This window comes from Variovorax sp. OV700, from assembly GCF_900099805.1.
In the GTDB taxonomy this organism is placed as follows: domain Bacteria; phylum Pseudomonadota; class Gammaproteobacteria; order Burkholderiales; family Burkholderiaceae_C; genus Variovorax.
In genome coordinates, this window is sequence record NZ_FNDR01000003.1 from 518,397 (window position 1) to 533,932 (window position 15,536).

General features: G+C 66.3%; 17 protein-coding genes. 11 read left to right on the forward strand and 6 right to left on the reverse strand.

The genetic code is table 11. The annotated features are described in order from the left end of the window. Nucleotides 1-115: 115 nt before the first annotated feature. The 5 genes from BLR24_RS09425 (at nt 116) to BLR24_RS09445 (ending at nt 3,653) form a co-directional block, all read left to right on the forward strand. A complete protein-coding gene (locus tag BLR24_RS09425; RefSeq protein ID WP_093016068.1) occupies nt 116-496 on the forward strand; it encodes a response regulator transcription factor in 381 nt (126 codons plus the stop codon). Between the two features lie 106 nt (nt 497-602). Then, entirely contained in the window at nt 603-1,529 is a 927-nt protein-coding gene (locus tag BLR24_RS09430; RefSeq protein WP_093016071.1) for an SDR family NAD(P)-dependent oxidoreductase, read from the forward strand. A 102-nt stretch (nt 1,530-1,631) separates the two neighbouring features. Next, nucleotides 1,632-2,066 carry a nuclear transport factor 2 family protein gene (locus BLR24_RS09435; RefSeq protein ID WP_093016074.1) on the forward strand — a complete coding sequence of 145 codons (435 nt, stop codon included), beginning with the start codon at nt 1,632-1,634 and terminating at the stop codon, nt 2,064-2,066. Continuing rightward, on the forward strand, nt 2,056-2,520 hold the full coding sequence (locus tag BLR24_RS09440; protein WP_093016334.1) for a MerR family transcriptional regulator: 465 nt from the start codon (nt 2,056-2,058) through the stop codon (nt 2,518-2,520). Before BLR24_RS09435 ends, BLR24_RS09440 begins: the two co-directional genes overlap by 11 nt. Next, nucleotides 2,517-3,653, forward strand: coding sequence for an alpha/beta fold hydrolase (locus BLR24_RS09445; protein ID WP_093016077.1), 1,137 nt, complete (start codon nt 2,517-2,519; stop codon nt 3,651-3,653). The genes BLR24_RS09440 and BLR24_RS09445 overlap by 4 nt, the downstream gene beginning before the upstream one ends. On the opposite strand, the gene BLR24_RS09450 is transcribed toward BLR24_RS09445, so the two are convergent. From BLR24_RS09450 to bamE, 3 genes are all read right to left on the reverse strand, one after another. Beyond that, entirely contained in the window at nt 3,640-3,999 is a 360-nt protein-coding gene (locus tag BLR24_RS09450; protein WP_093016080.1) for an HPF/RaiA family ribosome-associated protein, read from the reverse strand. The genes BLR24_RS09445 and BLR24_RS09450 overlap by 14 nt on opposite strands. 114 nt (nt 4,000-4,113) lie before the next feature. Continuing rightward, entirely contained in the window at nt 4,114-4,542 is a 429-nt protein-coding gene (locus BLR24_RS09455) for a CBS domain-containing protein (RefSeq protein WP_093016083.1), read from the reverse strand. Nucleotides 4,543-4,688: 146 nt separating this feature from the next. After that, the gene (bamE, locus tag BLR24_RS09460) at nt 4,689-5,288 is read right to left on the reverse strand and encodes an outer membrane protein assembly factor BamE domain-containing protein (RefSeq protein ID WP_093016086.1); all 600 of its coding nucleotides are present in this window, start codon (nt 5,286-5,288) and stop codon (nt 4,689-4,691) included. Nucleotides 5,289-5,488: 200 nt separating this feature from the next. Between bamE and ylqF the strand changes: the two genes are divergently transcribed. After that, nucleotides 5,489-6,460: a ribosome biogenesis GTPase YlqF gene (gene ylqF / locus BLR24_RS09465; RefSeq protein ID WP_093016089.1), complete on the forward strand. Its 972-nt coding sequence runs from the start codon at nt 5,489-5,491 to the stop codon at nt 6,458-6,460. Between the two features lie 9 nt (nt 6,461-6,469). On the opposite strand, the gene BLR24_RS09470 is transcribed toward ylqF, so the two are convergent. Continuing rightward, complete coding sequence (locus tag BLR24_RS09470) at nt 6,470-8,104, reverse strand: DUF4139 domain-containing protein (RefSeq protein ID WP_093016092.1); 1,635 nt, start codon at nt 8,102-8,104, stop codon at nt 6,470-6,472. A gap of 195 nt (nt 8,105-8,299) precedes the next feature. On the opposite strand from BLR24_RS09470, the gene BLR24_RS09475 reads away from it, so the two are divergent. Then, nucleotides 8,300-8,719 carry a PaaI family thioesterase gene (locus BLR24_RS09475; protein WP_055799013.1) on the forward strand — a complete coding sequence of 140 codons (420 nt, stop codon included), beginning with the start codon at nt 8,300-8,302 and terminating at the stop codon, nt 8,717-8,719. Here the strand turns inward: BLR24_RS09475 and BLR24_RS09480 are convergent. Further along, nucleotides 8,655-9,905 (reverse strand): acyltransferase family protein, encoded by a 1,251-nt coding sequence (locus tag BLR24_RS09480; RefSeq protein WP_093016095.1) that lies wholly within the window; start codon nt 9,903-9,905, stop codon nt 8,655-8,657. The genes BLR24_RS09475 and BLR24_RS09480 overlap by 65 nt on opposite strands. A gap of 160 nt (nt 9,906-10,065) precedes the next feature. Between BLR24_RS09480 and BLR24_RS09485 the strand changes: the two genes are divergently transcribed. The 4 genes from BLR24_RS09485 (at nt 10,066) to BLR24_RS09500 (ending at nt 14,577) form a co-directional block, all read left to right on the forward strand. Beyond that, nucleotides 10,066-10,974, forward strand: coding sequence for a LytTR family DNA-binding domain-containing protein (locus tag BLR24_RS09485; RefSeq protein WP_093016098.1), 909 nt, complete (start codon nt 10,066-10,068; stop codon nt 10,972-10,974). Nucleotides 10,975-11,153: 179 nt separating this feature from the next. Beyond that, nucleotides 11,154-12,356, forward strand: coding sequence for an ammonium transporter (locus tag BLR24_RS09490; protein ID WP_093016101.1), 1,203 nt, complete (start codon nt 11,154-11,156; stop codon nt 12,354-12,356). A gap of 74 nt (nt 12,357-12,430) precedes the next feature. Beyond that, complete coding sequence (locus BLR24_RS09495; RefSeq protein WP_093016104.1) at nt 12,431-13,561, forward strand: Fic family protein; 1,131 nt, start codon at nt 12,431-12,433, stop codon at nt 13,559-13,561. A gap of 80 nt (nt 13,562-13,641) precedes the next feature. Then, the gene (locus BLR24_RS09500; RefSeq protein WP_093016107.1) at nt 13,642-14,577 is read left to right on the forward strand and encodes a M14 family metallopeptidase; all 936 of its coding nucleotides are present in this window, start codon (nt 13,642-13,644) and stop codon (nt 14,575-14,577) included. 15 nt (nt 14,578-14,592) lie between these two features. Here the strand turns inward: BLR24_RS09500 and BLR24_RS09505 are convergent, their stop codons facing one another. Then, nucleotides 14,593-15,501 carry a M23 family metallopeptidase gene (locus tag BLR24_RS09505; RefSeq protein WP_093016110.1) on the reverse strand — a complete coding sequence of 303 codons (909 nt, stop codon included), beginning with the start codon at nt 15,499-15,501 and terminating at the stop codon, nt 14,593-14,595. Nucleotides 15,502-15,536: the final 35 nt, after the last annotated feature.

Below are 15,536 nucleotides of genomic sequence, written 5' to 3' on the forward strand. Positions count from 1 at the left end.
AGGCATTGGCCGGCATGACCCACTGCGGGCGCCGCCACCGTGGAGACCATGGAGACATGCATCCCGCAAGCTCCAGTTTTTTGTTCCGGCCCGCGGTTTGGCCGGAAATTTTGGTATGACTTTCAAGGCCTATCTTGTCGAGGACAGTGCCCTCATCCGTGAAAACCTCGTCGGGTTCCTTCACGACGTGGCCGACGCTGACGTGGTGGCCTGCGCCAGCAGCGAGGAAGAGGCGGTGCGCTGGCTGCGCCAGCATCGCGACGACTGGGACCTGACCATCGTCGACCTGTTCCTGGAGCGCGGCAACGGCCTTGGCGTGATCAAGGCCTGCCGCAACCGCAAGGCGAAGCAAAAAGTCGTGGTGCTGAGCAACTACGCCACGGACGACATGCGCCAGCGCTCCGAGCAACTGGGCGCCGATGCCTTCTTCGACAAGTCGGCCGAACTCGACCAGCTGGTTGCTTATTGCGAAACCCTGCGTCACGCGCGCGACTGAGCTGGCGGCCGGCCGGTCGGCCCGGCCCGCTTTTCTGAGGTAAAACGCCTCGCGGCCGCCATGGCCTGCACATCCCCATTCCCCAGCAAAGCAGCGAGAGCGACACATGAGCAACAGCACCATCGATTTCAAGGGCCGAGTGGCCATCGTGACCGGCGCGGGCGGCGGCCTGGGCCGCCAGCATGCATTGGCCCTGGCGGCGCGCGGCGCCAAGGTGGTGGTGAACGACCTGGGCGGCGCCGGCGACGGCTCCGGCGCTTCGGTGAGCGCGGCACAGGCCGTCGTCGACGAGATCAAGGCCGCGGGCGGGGAGGCCATGGCCAACGGCGCCTCGGTGACCGACTTCGACGCGGTGCAGGCCATGGTGCAGCAGGCCGTCGATGCCTGGGGCCGGGTCGACATCCTCGTCAACAACGCCGGCATCCTGCGCGACAAGAGCTTCGCCAAAATGGAGCTTGCCGATTTCAGGCTGGTGGTCGACGTGCATCTGATGGGCGCTGTGAACTGCACCAAGGCCGTCTGGGCGCTCATGAACGAGCAGAAATACGGCCGCATCGTCATGACCACTTCGTCGTCCGGCCTCTACGGCAACTTCGGCCAGAGCAACTACGGCGCCGCCAAGCTCGCGCTGGTGGGGCTGATGCAGACCCTGAGCATCGAGGGTGCCAAGAACGACATCCGCGTCAATTGCCTGGCCCCCACGGCGGCCACGCGCATGACCGAGGGCCTGATGCCGCAGGAGGTGCTCGATGCGCTCAAGCCGGAGGCCGTGGTGCCCGCCATGCTGGTGCTGGCCTCCACGGACGCGCCGAACCGCACCATCCTCTGCGCGGGTGCCGGCACCTTCGAGGCCGCGCACATCACGCTGACGCAGGGCGCCTGGCTCGGCATCGGTGCGGACACGCCGGAGCAACTGGCCGCGCGGCTCGCCGAGGTGACTTCGCGCGAGGGTGAAATCGTGCCGCAGAGCGGCACTGCGCAAGGCAGCAACGAGGTCGGCAAGGCCATGGCCGCAAACACGCGCAAGGGCTGACGCGCCAATCCTGTCCATGGCGCTTGACCTGAAGTGCACTCGAGCATTTCCAATGAATCGACCGGGGCTTCCGGTTCATTCATTCGACGAGGACAAGCAGCCATGAACACGACAACAGACAACAAGGCGCTGGTGCAGCGCATCCATGCCGAGCTGGACAAGGGCAACGGCCAGCTCTTCATCGACAGCCTGGCCGACGACGCCCGCTGGACGCTGGAAGGCACCACGCCATGGTCGCGCACCTACGCGGGCAAGGCGGCCATCCGCGAAGAGCTGATCAAGCCGCTGTTCGCGCAGTTCGCGGGCCCCTACGTGAGCCATACCGAGCGCATCATTGCCGAGGACGACCGGGTGGTGGTGCTCTTCAGCGGCGACGTGCCCACCAAGGCCGGCAAGCGGTACAACAACCGCTATTGCTACATCTATCGACTCGAAGGAGGCAAGGTGAAAGAGCTGACCGAGTACTTCGACACCGCACTGGTCCAGGAGGCGCTCGAGGCGCCGCCCGCCTCTGCTCCCCATGCCCATGCCGGCTGACGGCGGCATCCCTTTTCACATCGGCGAGCTCGCCACGCGCACCGGCCGCACGGTGCACGCGATCCGTTGGTACGAGACGCAGGGCCTGGTGCCCGGCGTTTCGCGCGACGAGGGTGGCCGACGTCTCTATGGCGAGATGCACGTCGGCTGGCTGGACCTGATCGACCGGCTGCGCCGCACTGGCATGTCCATTGCCGAGATGCGCGAATACACCGCGCTCGCATTGCAGGGCAGGGCCACGCTGCCGCAGCGCCGCGGCATGCTCGCAGCGCACCGTGCGCGTGTGGCCGAAACCATTGCAGACTGGAAACGCGCCTTGTCACTGGTCGATCGCAAGATCGACTTCTACGACGAGTGGATGCACACCGGCCACCGGCCGCCGTTGATTCCCGCCGAAACACCCCGCGTCCGGGCGCTCGCGCCGAAACCGTCAAAACCACGGAAATCCCCATGACCATCGCCGAACTTGCCCCCATCCCATTGCCCGTGGGCATCCGCGCGCGCCAGGTCGACAACGGCAATGGCCTGTCCATGCACGTGCTCGAAGCCGGCTTCGATGCGCCGGGGCGCCCTTGCGTGCTGTTGCTGCACGGTTTTCCGGAGCTGGCCTACAGCTGGCGCAAGGTGATGTTGCCGCTGGCCGCGGCGGGCTTTCACGTGGTCGCACCCGATCAGCGCGGCTATGGCCGTACCACGGGCTGGCAGCAGGGCTACGAAGCCGGGCTGGACGAGTTTCGCCTGCTCAACCTGGTACGGGATGCGGCGGGGCTCGTGTCCGCGCTGGGCCACCAGACGGCGGCCGTGGTGGGGCACGACTTCGGCTCGCCGGTGGCGGCCTGGTGCGCGTTGACCCGTCCGGACGTGTTCCGCTCGGTTGCATTGATGAGCGCGCCGTTTCCGGGCCCGCCGAGCTCTGGGGCGGCACCCGTGTTCGCGCAGGCCATCCGGCACCTGCTCGATGGCCTGGCCGCCCTGCATCCGCCACGCAAACACTATCAGTGGTACTACTCGGGGCCCGAGGCCGATGCCGACATGCGGCTGGCACCGCAAGGGCTGCATGCCTTCCTGCGCGGCTATTACCACCACAAGAGTGCCGACTGGCCGCAGAACCGGCCCTTCGCGCTGGCCGCAATGAGCGCCGACGAACTGGCTCGCCTGCCCACCTACTACGTGATGCAGGCCGACCAGACCATGGCCGAGACGGTGGCTGCTGAAATGCCCTCCGCCGAACAGATCGCCGCCTGCCGATGGTTGCCCGAAGAAGACCTGGCCGTGTACACCGCCGAATACGCGCGGACCGGCTTCCAGGGCGGGTTGCAGTGGTATCGCTGCGGCACCGGCGGGCGCTACATTCCGGAAATGCAGGCTTGGTCGGGGCGCACGATCGACGTGCCCGCGTGCTTTATCGCGGGCCGCAGCGACTGGGGCGTGTTCCAGAAGCCGGGCGACTTCGAAGCCATGCAGGCGACGGCCTTCACACAGCTGCGCGGCGTGCACTGGATCGAGCGGGCGGGGCACTGGGTGCAGCAGGAGCAGCCCGCCGAAGTGAGCCGCCTGCTGCTGGATTTTCTGGCTACTCCGCGATAAAGCCCGCGTCCCTGCGGATCGATTCGCGGTCGCGGTGGTTGCTGAGACGGCCCAGCGTGTTGTCCAGCAGGCGCTTGAGTTTGTCCGCCGCGCCACGGAAGGCCTCGTCGAGGCTGGCGGCGTGTTGCGTAACTGCAAGCGGTTGGTGGTGGGCAAGGCGGGCTTCCATCACGCAGCACTTGTCGCCGCCGCCGGCCTTGTCGTGGTTCTCGTCGCTCAGATGCACCTCGACGCGCGTCACGTCCTCGACGAAACGGCCCAGTTGCTGCTTGATCTCGGTGTCGGCCCAGCGCTCGAGGGCGTCCCTGTTGTTGATGCCGTTGCTCGTGTTGACCTGAATCTGCATGCCATGTCCCTGCTGATGGATGAACGAGCCCCTACTGTGCGCCCTAAACGGTGACCCTGCGCGTAGGCATGTTCCCCACCCCCGGGCCGGGCATGGTCCGGGACGGGGCTTTTTTCAGCTCCGGATGTAACTGGTGAGCTGGTCGATCGTCTGCTCGTGCTCGTTGATGATGTCGTCCATCAGGTCCTGGATGGAGATCATGCCCACCACCTTGTCGCCGTCGACCACGGGAAGGTGGCGAAACTTGCGCTGGCTCATGAGCGACATGCAAGCCCGCGTGTGGGTCTGCGGAGTCACGGTCATCACGTCGGGCGTCATGATCTCGGAGACTTTCATCTCCTTGGAGTTCTTGCCCTGCAGCGCCACCTTGCGGGTGTAGTCGCGCTCGGAAAGAAAGCCCACCAGCCGGTCGCCGTCCATCACCATCAGCGCGCCCACCTCGAAGTGGGCCAGTGTGGCCAGCGCATCGAACACGCTGGTGTCCGGCGAGGTGCGCCAGGCCGCGGAATCGTGGCGCTTGAGCAGTTCGGAGACGGGTTTCATCGCGGTAACTCCAACAAAAAAGTTTCGATTCGACCGACGCGTCCATGCGCCGCACTCGGTCAAATCATAGGGGCGATATCAGAGGAACTGCCCCCCGCAATCCAAAAACCTCTAGGGGATTGTGCGCGTCGCGCGCAACGGGCGAACTAAGGTGTTGATGCCAGCACACGGCTGAGCGCCACGGGGTTGCCCGCGACGGTCTTGACCAAGCCCTTGTCGTCGAAAATCACCTGGTATTCCGACCAGCTGTCGCGCCAGTAGCGCCACGTGGGTGCGTCGAGGCTGGGGTTCTCGCCGGCCACCGGATAACCGATGGCCATCAGCACCTGTTCGCGCGTCATGCCGGGCGCCACCTTTCCGGCGACGATGGCATCGCGGACGGCGGGTGGGAAGGCGGCCATCTTCTGCTTCGGATCTTCGGTCACCACATAGCGCTTCGCGAAATCGGCGAGCGTGATGTTGCGGCTGTAGTCGTTCTTGATGCGCTGGGGTTTGCCGCCGAGATCAGTGTCGAACCAGCGGAAGTCGTATGCCGTGATGCGCGCCGGCGTGCCCACCGCCACGATGCTCGTGCCTTGCTCGTCGTAGTTGATGTCGCTGATCGAGCTGCCGTAGGTGCGCATGTTGCAGCACAGGTAGCCGCTGAGCATCGGGCCTTGCGGCGGCGAGGGGCGCTGCGCATGGACGACGGTCGCGGGAAGGACGGTGGCTGCCAACAGGGCGGCAGCGGCAAGGCGCTTGAACATGGATTTCCCTCGGTACTTATTGAAGATGGCTGCGGCCGCAGCGCGCGCATTCTAGAGGCCGACATTCCTCGGACGCAGGCAGAATCGGCATTCGAGGCTATCGAAAGCATAGCGGTGTGACCTAGCGCACATTCCGGGGTCACAATGCCCACCCGCCTTCGGGCCGATTCCAGACAAAGCGAAAGAAAGAGCATCCATCGATGGCGATCCAGTGGTTCCCCGGGCACATGTACACGACCCAGAAGGCCATCACCGAGCGGGTGAAGGACATCGACGTGGTCATCGAGCTGCTCGACGCGCGCCTGCCGGGCTCCAGCGCCAACCCGATGCTGGCCGAACTCACGGCGGGGCGGCCCTCGCTCAAGGTGCTCAACAAGCAGGACCTGGCCGACCCCGGGCGCACCGCGCTCTGGCTCGCGCACTACAACGCGCTGCCGTCCACGCGCGCCATCCCGCTCGACGCCAGCCAGACCACGCCCGCACAGGCCATCGTTCGCGCCTGCCATGAGCTCTCGCCCAACCGCGGGGGCATGGCCAAGCCGATGCGCGTGCTGATCTGCGGCATACCGAATGTCGGCAAGTCGACCCTCATCAACACCCTGACCGGCAGCCGCAAGGCCAAGACCGGCGACGAGGCCGGCATCACCAAGCTGGAGCAGCGCATCACGCTGGCCGACGACTTCTACCTGTGGGACACGCCCGGCATGCTGTGGCCGCGCATCGTGGTGCCCAAGAGCGGCTACAACCTTGCGGCCAGCGGCGCCGTGGGGCGCAACGCCTTCGACGAGGAAGAAGTGGCACTGGAGCTGCTCAACTACCTGAAGACGCACTATGCGGCGGGCATCGCGGAGCGATTCAAGCTGGTCGAGCTCGATGCAGCAACCATCGCCGGGATGAAGGACGAGGACGTGCTCGACGCCATCGGCCGCAAGCGCGGTGCGCTGCTGGGCAAGGGCCGCGTCAACCTGCAGAAGGCGGCCGAGATCGTGATGCACGAGTTTCGTGCCGGCAACCTCGGGCGCATCACGCTCGAGACGCCCGAGGAATTCGCGCAGTGGCTTGCGGAAGGGCAGCGCATCGACGTCGAGCGGCAGGCAAAGAAAGCGGCGCGGGGCAAGAAGCGGAAGCCGGGCGCCGAGCCCGGTGAAGGCCAGGCGCCCCAGACGCACTGAACTGCGCGCTCAGCGCATCTGCAGCCGCGCGTCCTTCGGGTAGCTGATGGTGTAGTCAGCTGCCACCCGCGCGGTCTTGCCCGCGTCGAGATCGAAGCTCCACATCGCGAGGCCAGGCTGCTTGTTCCAGGCCAGTTCACCGGGCTGGGGCGAAAACTGCGCAGCCACGCGCACCTGCTCGTCGACCGACACGGGAGCGGCCTCCAGCACCTGCACCGCGATGGGCGTGCGGTGGCGGTTCTCGACCACGTAGGCACGCTGTACCTTGCGCTCGGCGCGCGAACCGACGAAGCCGCCCGTGCCCTGGCTGTCCTGCTCGGGCTCGGCCTGCACGCGCACCAATTCGTCGCGGCCGAAGGAGAGCGTGAGCTTCGAATCGCTGGGTTGGTTCCAGCGGCCGCTGCCTACGAAGTTGCCATCGCGGTAGAGCTGCAACGCACCGGCCGGCCACACGCCCGCCGGCTGCGCGAGTTCGGCGACCAGGAAAGCGCTAGCGTCCACGCGCGGGCTGGTGCGCGCGGCAAGTTTTGCGGTGTCTTCGTGCTGGCCCAGCGCCAGCGTCACGCGCTGACCGTTGGAAGGCACGTCGATGCTCTGCGGCACCGCGAATTCGGTGGCAAAGCTGTTGTCGAACACGTTCACGTCGAAGAGCGGCTGTGCAGCCTCGGCCATGACACGCTTGTCGGCGGACACCATGGGAGCTGGTGCCGCCATCATTGCGGCCGGTGCCGGGCTCGCCGGCGCACGCTGCGGCGGCTCGATGCCGATGCGCCATGCGCCGGGCGTGCGGCCGGTGGTTTCGCGGCGCGGCTGGCCGGTGGAAAGCACCAGCTTCACGCCGCGCCAGTCTTCGCCCGTGGCCTGCGCCACCAGGGCTTGGCGCTCGATGCGCACCTTGCGCGTGGCGGTGTCGAGCAGCGCGCGATACGCGGGGGTCCAGCCGGGGCCGTTGACCTGGTAGCTGAGCTTCACGTCGGCATCGGCACTGGCGGCCAGCGTGACGGTCACGGCCACTACCTGCGCGCCGTTGCCCTGTGTGCGCGTGCGCTCGGCCACCAGCGGGTTGAGCTGGCGGTCGATGTCGGCCTGCCTGCGCTGGATCTGGTGCTGCTTGAGGAGCGAGTCTTGCCCGGCGCGACGCATGGCTTCGGTCATCGCGGCGAGGTTGCGTGCGTCCATTGGCGCGCGTGCGCCCTGGGCCGACTCGCCGCCGCCCGAGAGGCCCTTGAGATAACCCGTCACCATGCCGAGCGCGTCGTTCTCGGCCTGGAGTGCTGCCTTCTGGTCCTCGAGCTCGCGAATGCGGCCGTCGAGCGCGCTGGTTGCACAACGTGCCGAAAGTTCGCGTGGCTCGCTCAGTACCGAGGTCTCGCCCACGCGCACCGATGAGCCGGCCGATACCTGCAGGCTCTGCACGTCGAGCCCCGCGGGCAGGCAGGCGAAAGTGACGGATCGGCTGCCGGCCGCGACTCGTGCCACGCGCTCCACCGTCGCGCTGCCGGGATAGACCTTGACCTGGGTGATGCGCGATGCATCCGCGCCGGTGGGGAGGGCCTGCGCATACGCGCTGGCTGCGAGCATCAGCCAAGGCGCGGCAACGGCGGTGGTGCGAAAAAGGAAAGAAGAGGAAGAGATAGCTTTCATCGGAGCCTCGGTAGTGGATCGTTCCTCCACTCATACGGCGGGGCTCGCAGACCGGGGTTAAGGGGCTGAAAAAAAAGCGCGCTGTCGCCAAGGCAGCTGATCGGGCCGTGCGCGTCGCCCGCGCGACGGGGCGCAGCGGGGCTGCTTCGTAGAGTGGCTTTTTCGACGCTTCATCCTTCTTCGTGAAAGACCGCCATGCTCGACACCCTCCAGGCCATCAACAAGACTGCCGCCTTCAATCGCTGGGCCGGCTTCGAAGTGACCCGCGCCGCTGACGGCGAAGCCGAACTGCGGATGGCGTGGCGCGAGGAGGACATGGGCCAGTACGCCGGTTTCCTGCACGCGGGGCTCATCGGCGCCATGCTCGATACCGCCTGCGGCTTCGCGGCGGCCACGGTGGCGGGGCGGGTGCTGGCCTCGCATTTCTCGGTCAACTGCCTCTCGCCCGCACTGGGTCGCGCCTTCATTGCACGCGGCAAGGTTGTGAAGGCCGGGCGCAAGCAGGTGTTTGCGACCGCCGAGCTCTATGGCCAGGGCGAGGGCGACAGTCTCAAGCTCGTGGCGACGGGGAGCGCAATCCTGGTTCCGGTGGAAGAGGCCCCTCCGGCGAAGTAGCCCGCGGATCGGCGCTCGTGCGCCGAGGCTTGAGCCCGAACAGCGGCCGCAGCCAGTTGACGCGCCGGATCAGCCCGTCGGTGAGCGCCCAGCAGCCGGCGATGGTCAACGCCACCAGCAAGGCGGGCTCCAGCACCGGGCCCAATGCAAGGGGCGCCAGCAGCGCAGCGCCGGCGATGATCAGCGTCTGGTGTAGCACGTACCACGGGTACACCGACTCGTTGGCCCAGCGCAGCCAGGGCCACGGCCGGTTCAGGTAGCGGTGGCCATGGCCCAGGATGGTGGCCACCGCCAGCCACAGGTAGAGCATGCGCAAGGTGTCCATGAGTACGCCGGAAGGCGGCCCCTTGGCGCCGAGCCTCAGCACGACGAATGTGGCGATCACCGCTACCGCCAGCGCCAGCGAAACCCGCCGCAGGCGCTCCAGTTCGCGCCACACGCCCGTGTCCACGCCCATCCAGTAGCCGTACACAAACACCGTGAAGTAGATGCTGTGCAGGTGGAAGTCGCGGATCAGGTTGTGGGTGGGCGGAAAGTGCCGGGCCAGCAGCATCGTCGATAGCAGCAGCGGAAGCACCGGCAGCAACAGCAGCTTCCAGCCGCGCAGCCCGTTGAAGCGCTGGCGCATCCACTGGCCGGCGGGCGACCTCCACAGCGGCAGCGTCAGCGCGATGATGGCCGTATAGGTGAACAGATAGGGCAGGTACCAGAGGTGGTTCCAGGTGATGCCGAACTCAGCGCCGGCAAAGGCCTGCTTCGGCCAAGGGTGGCCCATCGAGAGATAGCGCAGCAGGAACGCGCCGAAGCCCGGCGCCACCAGCCCGTTGGCGACGCCCTCCGCATAGGCCTGGTAGGGCACGATCACCGCCATGGCGAAGGCCAGCGGCAGCATCAGCCGCACGCCGCGGCTGCGAATCAGGGCCCAGCTGTCCTGGTTGCGGGCGAGAAAGCCCAGCGAGACGCCCGAGACGAGAAACACCAGGTCCATGCGCCAGAGGTTGAGCACCCGCATCGGCCACTGCAGCCACTCTGCCGCATGCGGGCTTTTCAGGTGCCAGGGCCAATCGGCCACGTAGTACATGCCCACGTGATAGAGGATGACGAACAAGAAGGCCAATGCGCGCAGCGCATCGATGTCGTGCCGGCGGTCGGGCGCTGCGGACGGGGTGTCAGGGGTTGCGCTCATCGGTCGCTCCTCGAAAACGCTTGGGAAGGAGGGCCGATGGTTGCGTTGTTGCGCCGCGCGCGGTCTTCCCGAGGGACGGATCGCGGCCCTTTTGTGACGAGCGGTGGCCGGCGGGGGCGAAATTTTCCCGCAGGGCCCGTGGATCGCGAGAATCCCGGGCATGGGAGATTCCCGAAAAAAGAACCTGTACGAGCGCTATGAGCCCATCCGCCGCCGCGTGGAAGTGGGGTTCTGGATCGTCTTCATGGCGCTGCAGGCTGTGTTCAACACCATCGTGGCGCTGGTCGATGCGCGCGACCGCGCGGTGCCGCGCGCCAGCTGGGAAATCGTCACCTGGGAGGTGTCGAGCCACTTGGTGCTGCTGGTGCTGGTGCCGGCCGTGGTGGCCATCCAGCGCCGGCTGTCGCCGCTGGCGCGCACCCATCTGCTGCGCTACCTGGCCTGGCACCTGGCGGCAAGCGTCGTCTTCAGCGTTGTGCACGTGGCGGCGATGTTCGCGCTGCGGTCCATGGTCTACACCGCGGCCGGCGAGCGCTACGACTATGCGGGCTGGACCGGGCACTGGGGCTACGAATACCTGAAGGACGTGCGTGCCTACCTGGCGATGGTGTTCGGCATCTGGGTCTACGGTGTCTTCATGCTGCGGCTGCAAGGCGAGGCGCGCGTGCTCGATCCGCCTGAGGCGGCGGCGCCCGAGCCTATTCAGCCCACCGCACCAGAGCACTCCGTGCCGCCCGCCCGGCCAGAGCGATTTCTGGTGCGCAAGCTGCGGCGCGAATTTCTCATTGCTGCGGGCGATATCGACTGGCTCCAGGCCGAAGGCAACTACGTCGGCCTGCACGTCAACGGCCACGACTACCTGCTGCGCGCCACGCTCACCGACTTTCTGGCCCAGCTCGACCCCGTCCGATTCGTGCGGGTACACCGCAGCCATGCGGTCAACCTCGGCCGCATCAAGGAGATCGAGCCTCTCGACGGCGGCGATGCCCGGCTCCACATGGCCGACGGCACCACCGTGCCATGCAGCCGCCGCTATCGAGAGGCCCTGCATGCCGGGGTGGGCCGGTGAGTTCGTGCCGTAGCTTGGCAGTGTCCTGTTCCGGTGCGCCCTGAAATGCAGTAGCCCCGTTTTGGCCCGTAGCGCACCATCGCAGAGCCAATAGGCACCATTTTTGCTTTCTTGCGCCGCTGCGCCGGGCAATTCGGGTGCATGCACCAATTCAAACCAGAAAACTGCAAGAAGCTTCAATGGACGCACTCAAACAGGGCGCAGACGCGCTGTTCATCCTTCTCGGCGCCATCATGGTGTTGGCCATGCACGCCGGTTTTGCCTTTCTCGAACTGGGCACGGTTCGCAAGAAGAACCAGGTCAATGCGCTGGTCAAGATCCTGGTCGACTTCTCGGTCTCGACCATCGTGTACTTCCTGGTGGGCTACGGCGTGGCGTACGGCACGCACTTCTTCGTGGGCGCCACCGAGCTCGCCGCCAAGAGCGGCTACGAGCTGGTGAAGTTCTTCTTCCTCTTGACCTTTGCCGCGGCCATTCCGGCGATCATCTCGGGCGGCATCGCGGAGCGCGCCAAGTTCTGGCCGCAGCTGATCGCCACGGCGGTCATCGTCGGCTTTGTCTATCCGCTGTACGAGGGCATCGCCTGGAACAAGGCCTTCGGCGTCCAGGCGTGGATTGCTTCACTCACGGGCAGCGAGTTCCACGACTTCGCGGGTTCGGTGGTGGTGCACGCGGTGGGCGGCTGGCTCGCGCTGCCGGCCGTGCTGCTGCTGGGCGCGCGCCGCAACCGTTACCGCGGCGACGGCTCGCTCAGCGCACATCCGCCGTCGAACATTCCCTTTCTGGCGCTGGGCGCCTGGGTGCTGTGCGTGGGCTGGTTCGGCTTCAACGTCATGAGCGCGCAGAGCATCGACAAGATCTCGGGCCTCGTGGCCGTCAATTCGCTCATGGCCATGGTGGGCGGCACCCTGGTGGCGCTGGCGCTCGGCAAGAACGACCCCGGCTTCGTCTACAACGGACCGCTCGCCGGGCTGGTGGCGGTGTGCGCGGGCTCCGATCTGATGCACCCGTTGGGCGCGCTGGTGGTGGGCGGCGTGGCAGGCGCCATCTTCGTCGTGATGTTCACGCTCACCCAGAACAAGTGGAAGATCGATGACGTGCTCGGCGTGTGGCCGCTGCACGGCCTGTGCGGCACCTGGGGCGGCATCGCGGCCGGCATCTTCGGCACGCAGGCGCTGGGCGGCATCGGCGGCGTGAGCGTGTGGGCGCAGCTCATCGGCACCCTGATAGGCGTGGCCTGGGCTGCACTTGCAGGAACGGTGGTGTACGGCGTACTCAAGGCCGCCATGGGCCTGCGGCTCACGCAGGAAGAGGAATACGACGGCGCTGACCTGTCGATTCACCACATTTCGGCGACACCGGAGCGTGAGGTGAACTGGTAAGCGCAACCGGTGCTGAAGCGCATTCGCCTTGAATACGCTTCATTTTTGAAGCGTATTTACCTAGAATACGCTTCATGTGGATCTGGCAAGCCAAAAAATGGCCGCACTTCGAAGTCGACGCGCAGGCGCTGCAGCCCGCGCTGTCGGCTGTGCGCCTGGCGCAGGGGCGCATGCTGGGCGTGGCGGGCAACCTTCAACTCGTCGACCTGAGCGAGCTCCAACTCGGCGAATGGACGCAGGAAGCCATCGCTACCGCGCAGATCGAGGGCGAAACGCTTCAGGTCAATTCGGTACGGGCCTCGGCGGCCCGGCGGCTGGGGCTCACGCCCGCCGATCGCGTGCCAAAGGATGCACGCACGGAAGCCACGCTCGACATCGTTGAGGCGGCCATCGCGCGCTGGAATGAACCACTGGCAGAAGACAGGCTCCTCGATTGGCATGCCGCGCTTTTTCCAAACGGGCGAAGCGGCGTCACGCGCATCGTCACTGGTGGCTACCGTGTCCACGAAGACCCCATGCAGATCGTCACGCCGCGCATCGGCAAGCCCGACACGGTGCACTATGAAGCACCTCCTTCCCGTGATGTGCCAGCGCAGATGAAGGCGTTGCTCGAATGGTTCGAAGAAGGGCGGGAGCACCCGAAGATCGATGGCATCGTGCGCAGCGCCATCGCACACCTATGGTTCGAAGCCATTCACCCGTTCGAAGACGGCAACGGCCGCATCGGCCGGGCGTTGAGCGACTTGGCGCTGGCGCAGGACCTGCGCAGCAACCAGCGACTGTTCAGCCTCTCGCAGCAGCTGTGGCTCGACCGCGCCGGGTACTACAACCAGCTGCAGGCTGCCAGCGCGCAGGGGCACATGGATGTCACACCCTGGGTGCGCTGGTTCATCGGCTGTATCGAAAAGGCGTGCCTCTCGACGCTGGCGCAGATCCAGGCCGCAGGCGCCAAGGCCGGGTTCTGGGCCCAACTGGACACCGCGCATCCGCAACTTACGCCGAGCCAGCGCAAAGTGTTGAACAAGCTCTATGACGCCGGTCCCGATGGATTCCTGGGCGGCATGAGCACGGAGAAATATGTGGCCATTGCGGGCGTGTCGCGCGCCACCGCATATCGGGAACTGACCGAGATGGTGGTATCCGGCTTGCTCGAAAAAACGGGGCAGGGCAAGTCAACTCGGTACGCGCTCATCCGCTCGACGTAGCTGCTGGCAGCACAAGAAGCACGAAAGCGCAGCCTGTAGCAAACTCGCCCGACCTGTCCGCTTCAATTTCGTCAACGCCAATGACCCAAACGCCCCCCGCCCTCGAAGTCCTCCCACGCGACCTCTCCTCCTACCGCAAGGGCAACGTCGGCATCGACTACGTGCACCGCTTCGAGTCCGGCAAGCCGGGCCCGCACGTGCTGATCAACGCACTCACGCACGGCAACGAGATCTGCGGCATGACCGCCGCCACGCATCTGCTCGACACCAACGTGCGCCCGAAAATCGGCACGCTCACCGTGAGCTTTGCCAATGTGGAAGCGTACGAGTCCTTCGACAAGGCGCTGCCTTTCGACAGCCGCCAGCTGGTGCACAACCTCAATCGCATCTGGTCGCCCGAATGGCTCGACGGCACCGAGGACAGCCCCGAACTGCGCCGCGCGCGCGTGCTCCGTCCGGTGGTGAGCGCGGCCGACCATATCCTGGACATTCACTCCACCAGCCAGCCGGTGATTCCGTTCTGGGTGTACCCGGCGTTCGATCGCAATGCCGAGGCTGCAATGGCCATCGGCCGCCCCTCGGTGCATCTGGTGATGCCCGAGGGCCTCGGCTCCGGCACACCGCTGATCCAACATGGCCGCCATGGCCTCCCCGAAGGCAAGGGCGTGGCGCTGGTGGCCGAATGCGGCCAGCACTTTCTGCGCTCTGCGTCGGAGCTGGCCACAGCCATCTCGCTCGATTTTCTGGCGCACTTCGGCCTCATCGACAAGGACCCGGCCGTGCCCGCGCCCGGTCCGCAACGCCGCTTCGAGTTGCTGCAAACCCACGTCATCAAGTCGGAAGAGTTTGTATTCGTGCGCCCGTTGATCGGCTTCGAGACCTTTGCCAAGGGCGAACTCATCGCCACCAACGGCTCGGACGAGATCCGCGCGCCGTGCGACGACTGCACGATCTTCATGCCCGCGCAGCGGGTGATCGTGGGGCGGGAGGCGGTGTATTTGACGAAGCCGATCTGAGGTCGGAGTGGCGACTCAAGCCGCAATGAACAGCGCCGGATCCACCATCGCCCGATTCAGCATCACGGACCAATGCAGATGCGGCCCCGTCACGCGCCCGGTGGCGCCCACGGCGGCAAGCTGCTCGCCGGTCTTGAGCACGTCGCCTACCTTCACATCCACCCGGCTCAGGTGGCAATACATCGTCAGCAAACCGCCGCCGTGGTCGAGCCACACCGTGCCGCCGTTGAAGAAATAGTCGCCCGTGTCGATCACTCGCCCCGGCAACGGCGCCAGCACGGGCGTGCCGGTGCCAGCCGCGATGTCCATGCCGCTGTGCGGATTGCGCGACTGGCCGTTGAACACGCGGCGCAGGCCGAACGAGCTGGAGCGGCGGCCCGGCACGGGGACACGCATCTGCAGCGACGCATCGGGCCGCAGGTCGGTGAAGGTTGCCATCACGGTGGCCAGGTGCGCGCGTTCTCGTTCATAGCGTGCTTCGTCGTCGGGCGACAGGTCGACCGTGCGCGGTGGCACCGTGAGGCGTTGCTCGCGGTACTGCTTGGGGGCCACGGTGTAGGCGACCTGTTTTTCGGCGCTGCTCTCGGAGCGCGCAACGATGCTTGCGTCGCCTGGCGTGGCGGCGAGCGGAATGCCCACCAACGCTGTCCATTCGATGGCGTCGCCCAGCACGAGCAATGGCACATCGCCTGAAAAGGCGGCCGGTCGTTTGGCGCTCGGACCGAGCGACAGGCGTGCTACGCCGCCCGGCACCTGGGACGCGTGCGGCCAGACGTCGGGCCGCTGTTGTTGCTTCGGCTTCGCTGGGGGCGCGGCACTGACGTGCGCTACAGGCAGCGCGAGCAAGCTCAGCGTGCCGAGCAACGCGCGGCGGCGATTCAGGACGGGCGAGAGGAGATCGGGAAGATGGGTTTGGTTGCGCATAAGGGCGAATGAATGAAGGTGTGCGGCGGCACTGC

Coding starts and splice junctions, on each gene's coding strand:
- BLR24_RS09425 (WP_093016068.1), top strand. CDS start 116: ATGACTTTCAAGGCCTATCTTGTCGAGGACAGTGCCCTCATCCGTGAA.
- BLR24_RS09430 (WP_093016071.1), top strand. CDS start 603: ATGAGCAACAGCACCATCGATTTCAAGGGCCGAGTGGCCATCGTGACC.
- BLR24_RS09435 (WP_093016074.1), top strand. CDS start 1,632: ATGAACACGACAACAGACAACAAGGCGCTGGTGCAGCGCATCCATGCC.
- BLR24_RS09440 (WP_093016334.1), top strand. CDS start 2,056: ATGCCGGCTGACGGCGGCATCCCTTTTCACATCGGCGAGCTCGCCACG.
- BLR24_RS09445 (WP_093016077.1), top strand. CDS start 2,517: ATGACCATCGCCGAACTTGCCCCCATCCCATTGCCCGTGGGCATCCGC.
- BLR24_RS09450 (WP_093016080.1), bottom strand. CDS start 3,999: ATGCAGATTCAGGTCAACACGAGCAACGGCATCAACAACAGGGACGCC.
- BLR24_RS09455 (WP_093016083.1), bottom strand. CDS start 4,542: ATGAAACCCGTCTCCGAACTGCTCAAGCGCCACGATTCCGCGGCCTGG.
- bamE (WP_093016086.1), bottom strand. CDS start 5,288: ATGTTCAAGCGCCTTGCCGCTGCCGCCCTGTTGGCAGCCACCGTCCTT.
- ylqF (WP_093016089.1), top strand. CDS start 5,489: ATGGCGATCCAGTGGTTCCCCGGGCACATGTACACGACCCAGAAGGCC.
- BLR24_RS09470 (WP_093016092.1), bottom strand. CDS start 8,104: ATGAAAGCTATCTCTTCCTCTTCTTTCCTTTTTCGCACCACCGCCGTT.
- BLR24_RS09475 (WP_055799013.1), top strand. CDS start 8,300: ATGCTCGACACCCTCCAGGCCATCAACAAGACTGCCGCCTTCAATCGC.
- BLR24_RS09480 (WP_093016095.1), bottom strand. CDS start 9,905: ATGAGCGCAACCCCTGACACCCCGTCCGCAGCGCCCGACCGCCGGCAC.
- BLR24_RS09485 (WP_093016098.1), top strand. CDS start 10,066: ATGGGAGATTCCCGAAAAAAGAACCTGTACGAGCGCTATGAGCCCATC.
- BLR24_RS09490 (WP_093016101.1), top strand. CDS start 11,154: ATGGACGCACTCAAACAGGGCGCAGACGCGCTGTTCATCCTTCTCGGC.
- BLR24_RS09495 (WP_093016104.1), top strand. CDS start 12,431: ATGTGGATCTGGCAAGCCAAAAAATGGCCGCACTTCGAAGTCGACGCG.
- BLR24_RS09500 (WP_093016107.1), top strand. CDS start 13,642: ATGACCCAAACGCCCCCCGCCCTCGAAGTCCTCCCACGCGACCTCTCC.
- BLR24_RS09505 (WP_093016110.1), bottom strand. CDS start 15,501: ATGCGCAACCAAACCCATCTTCCCGATCTCCTCTCGCCCGTCCTGAAT.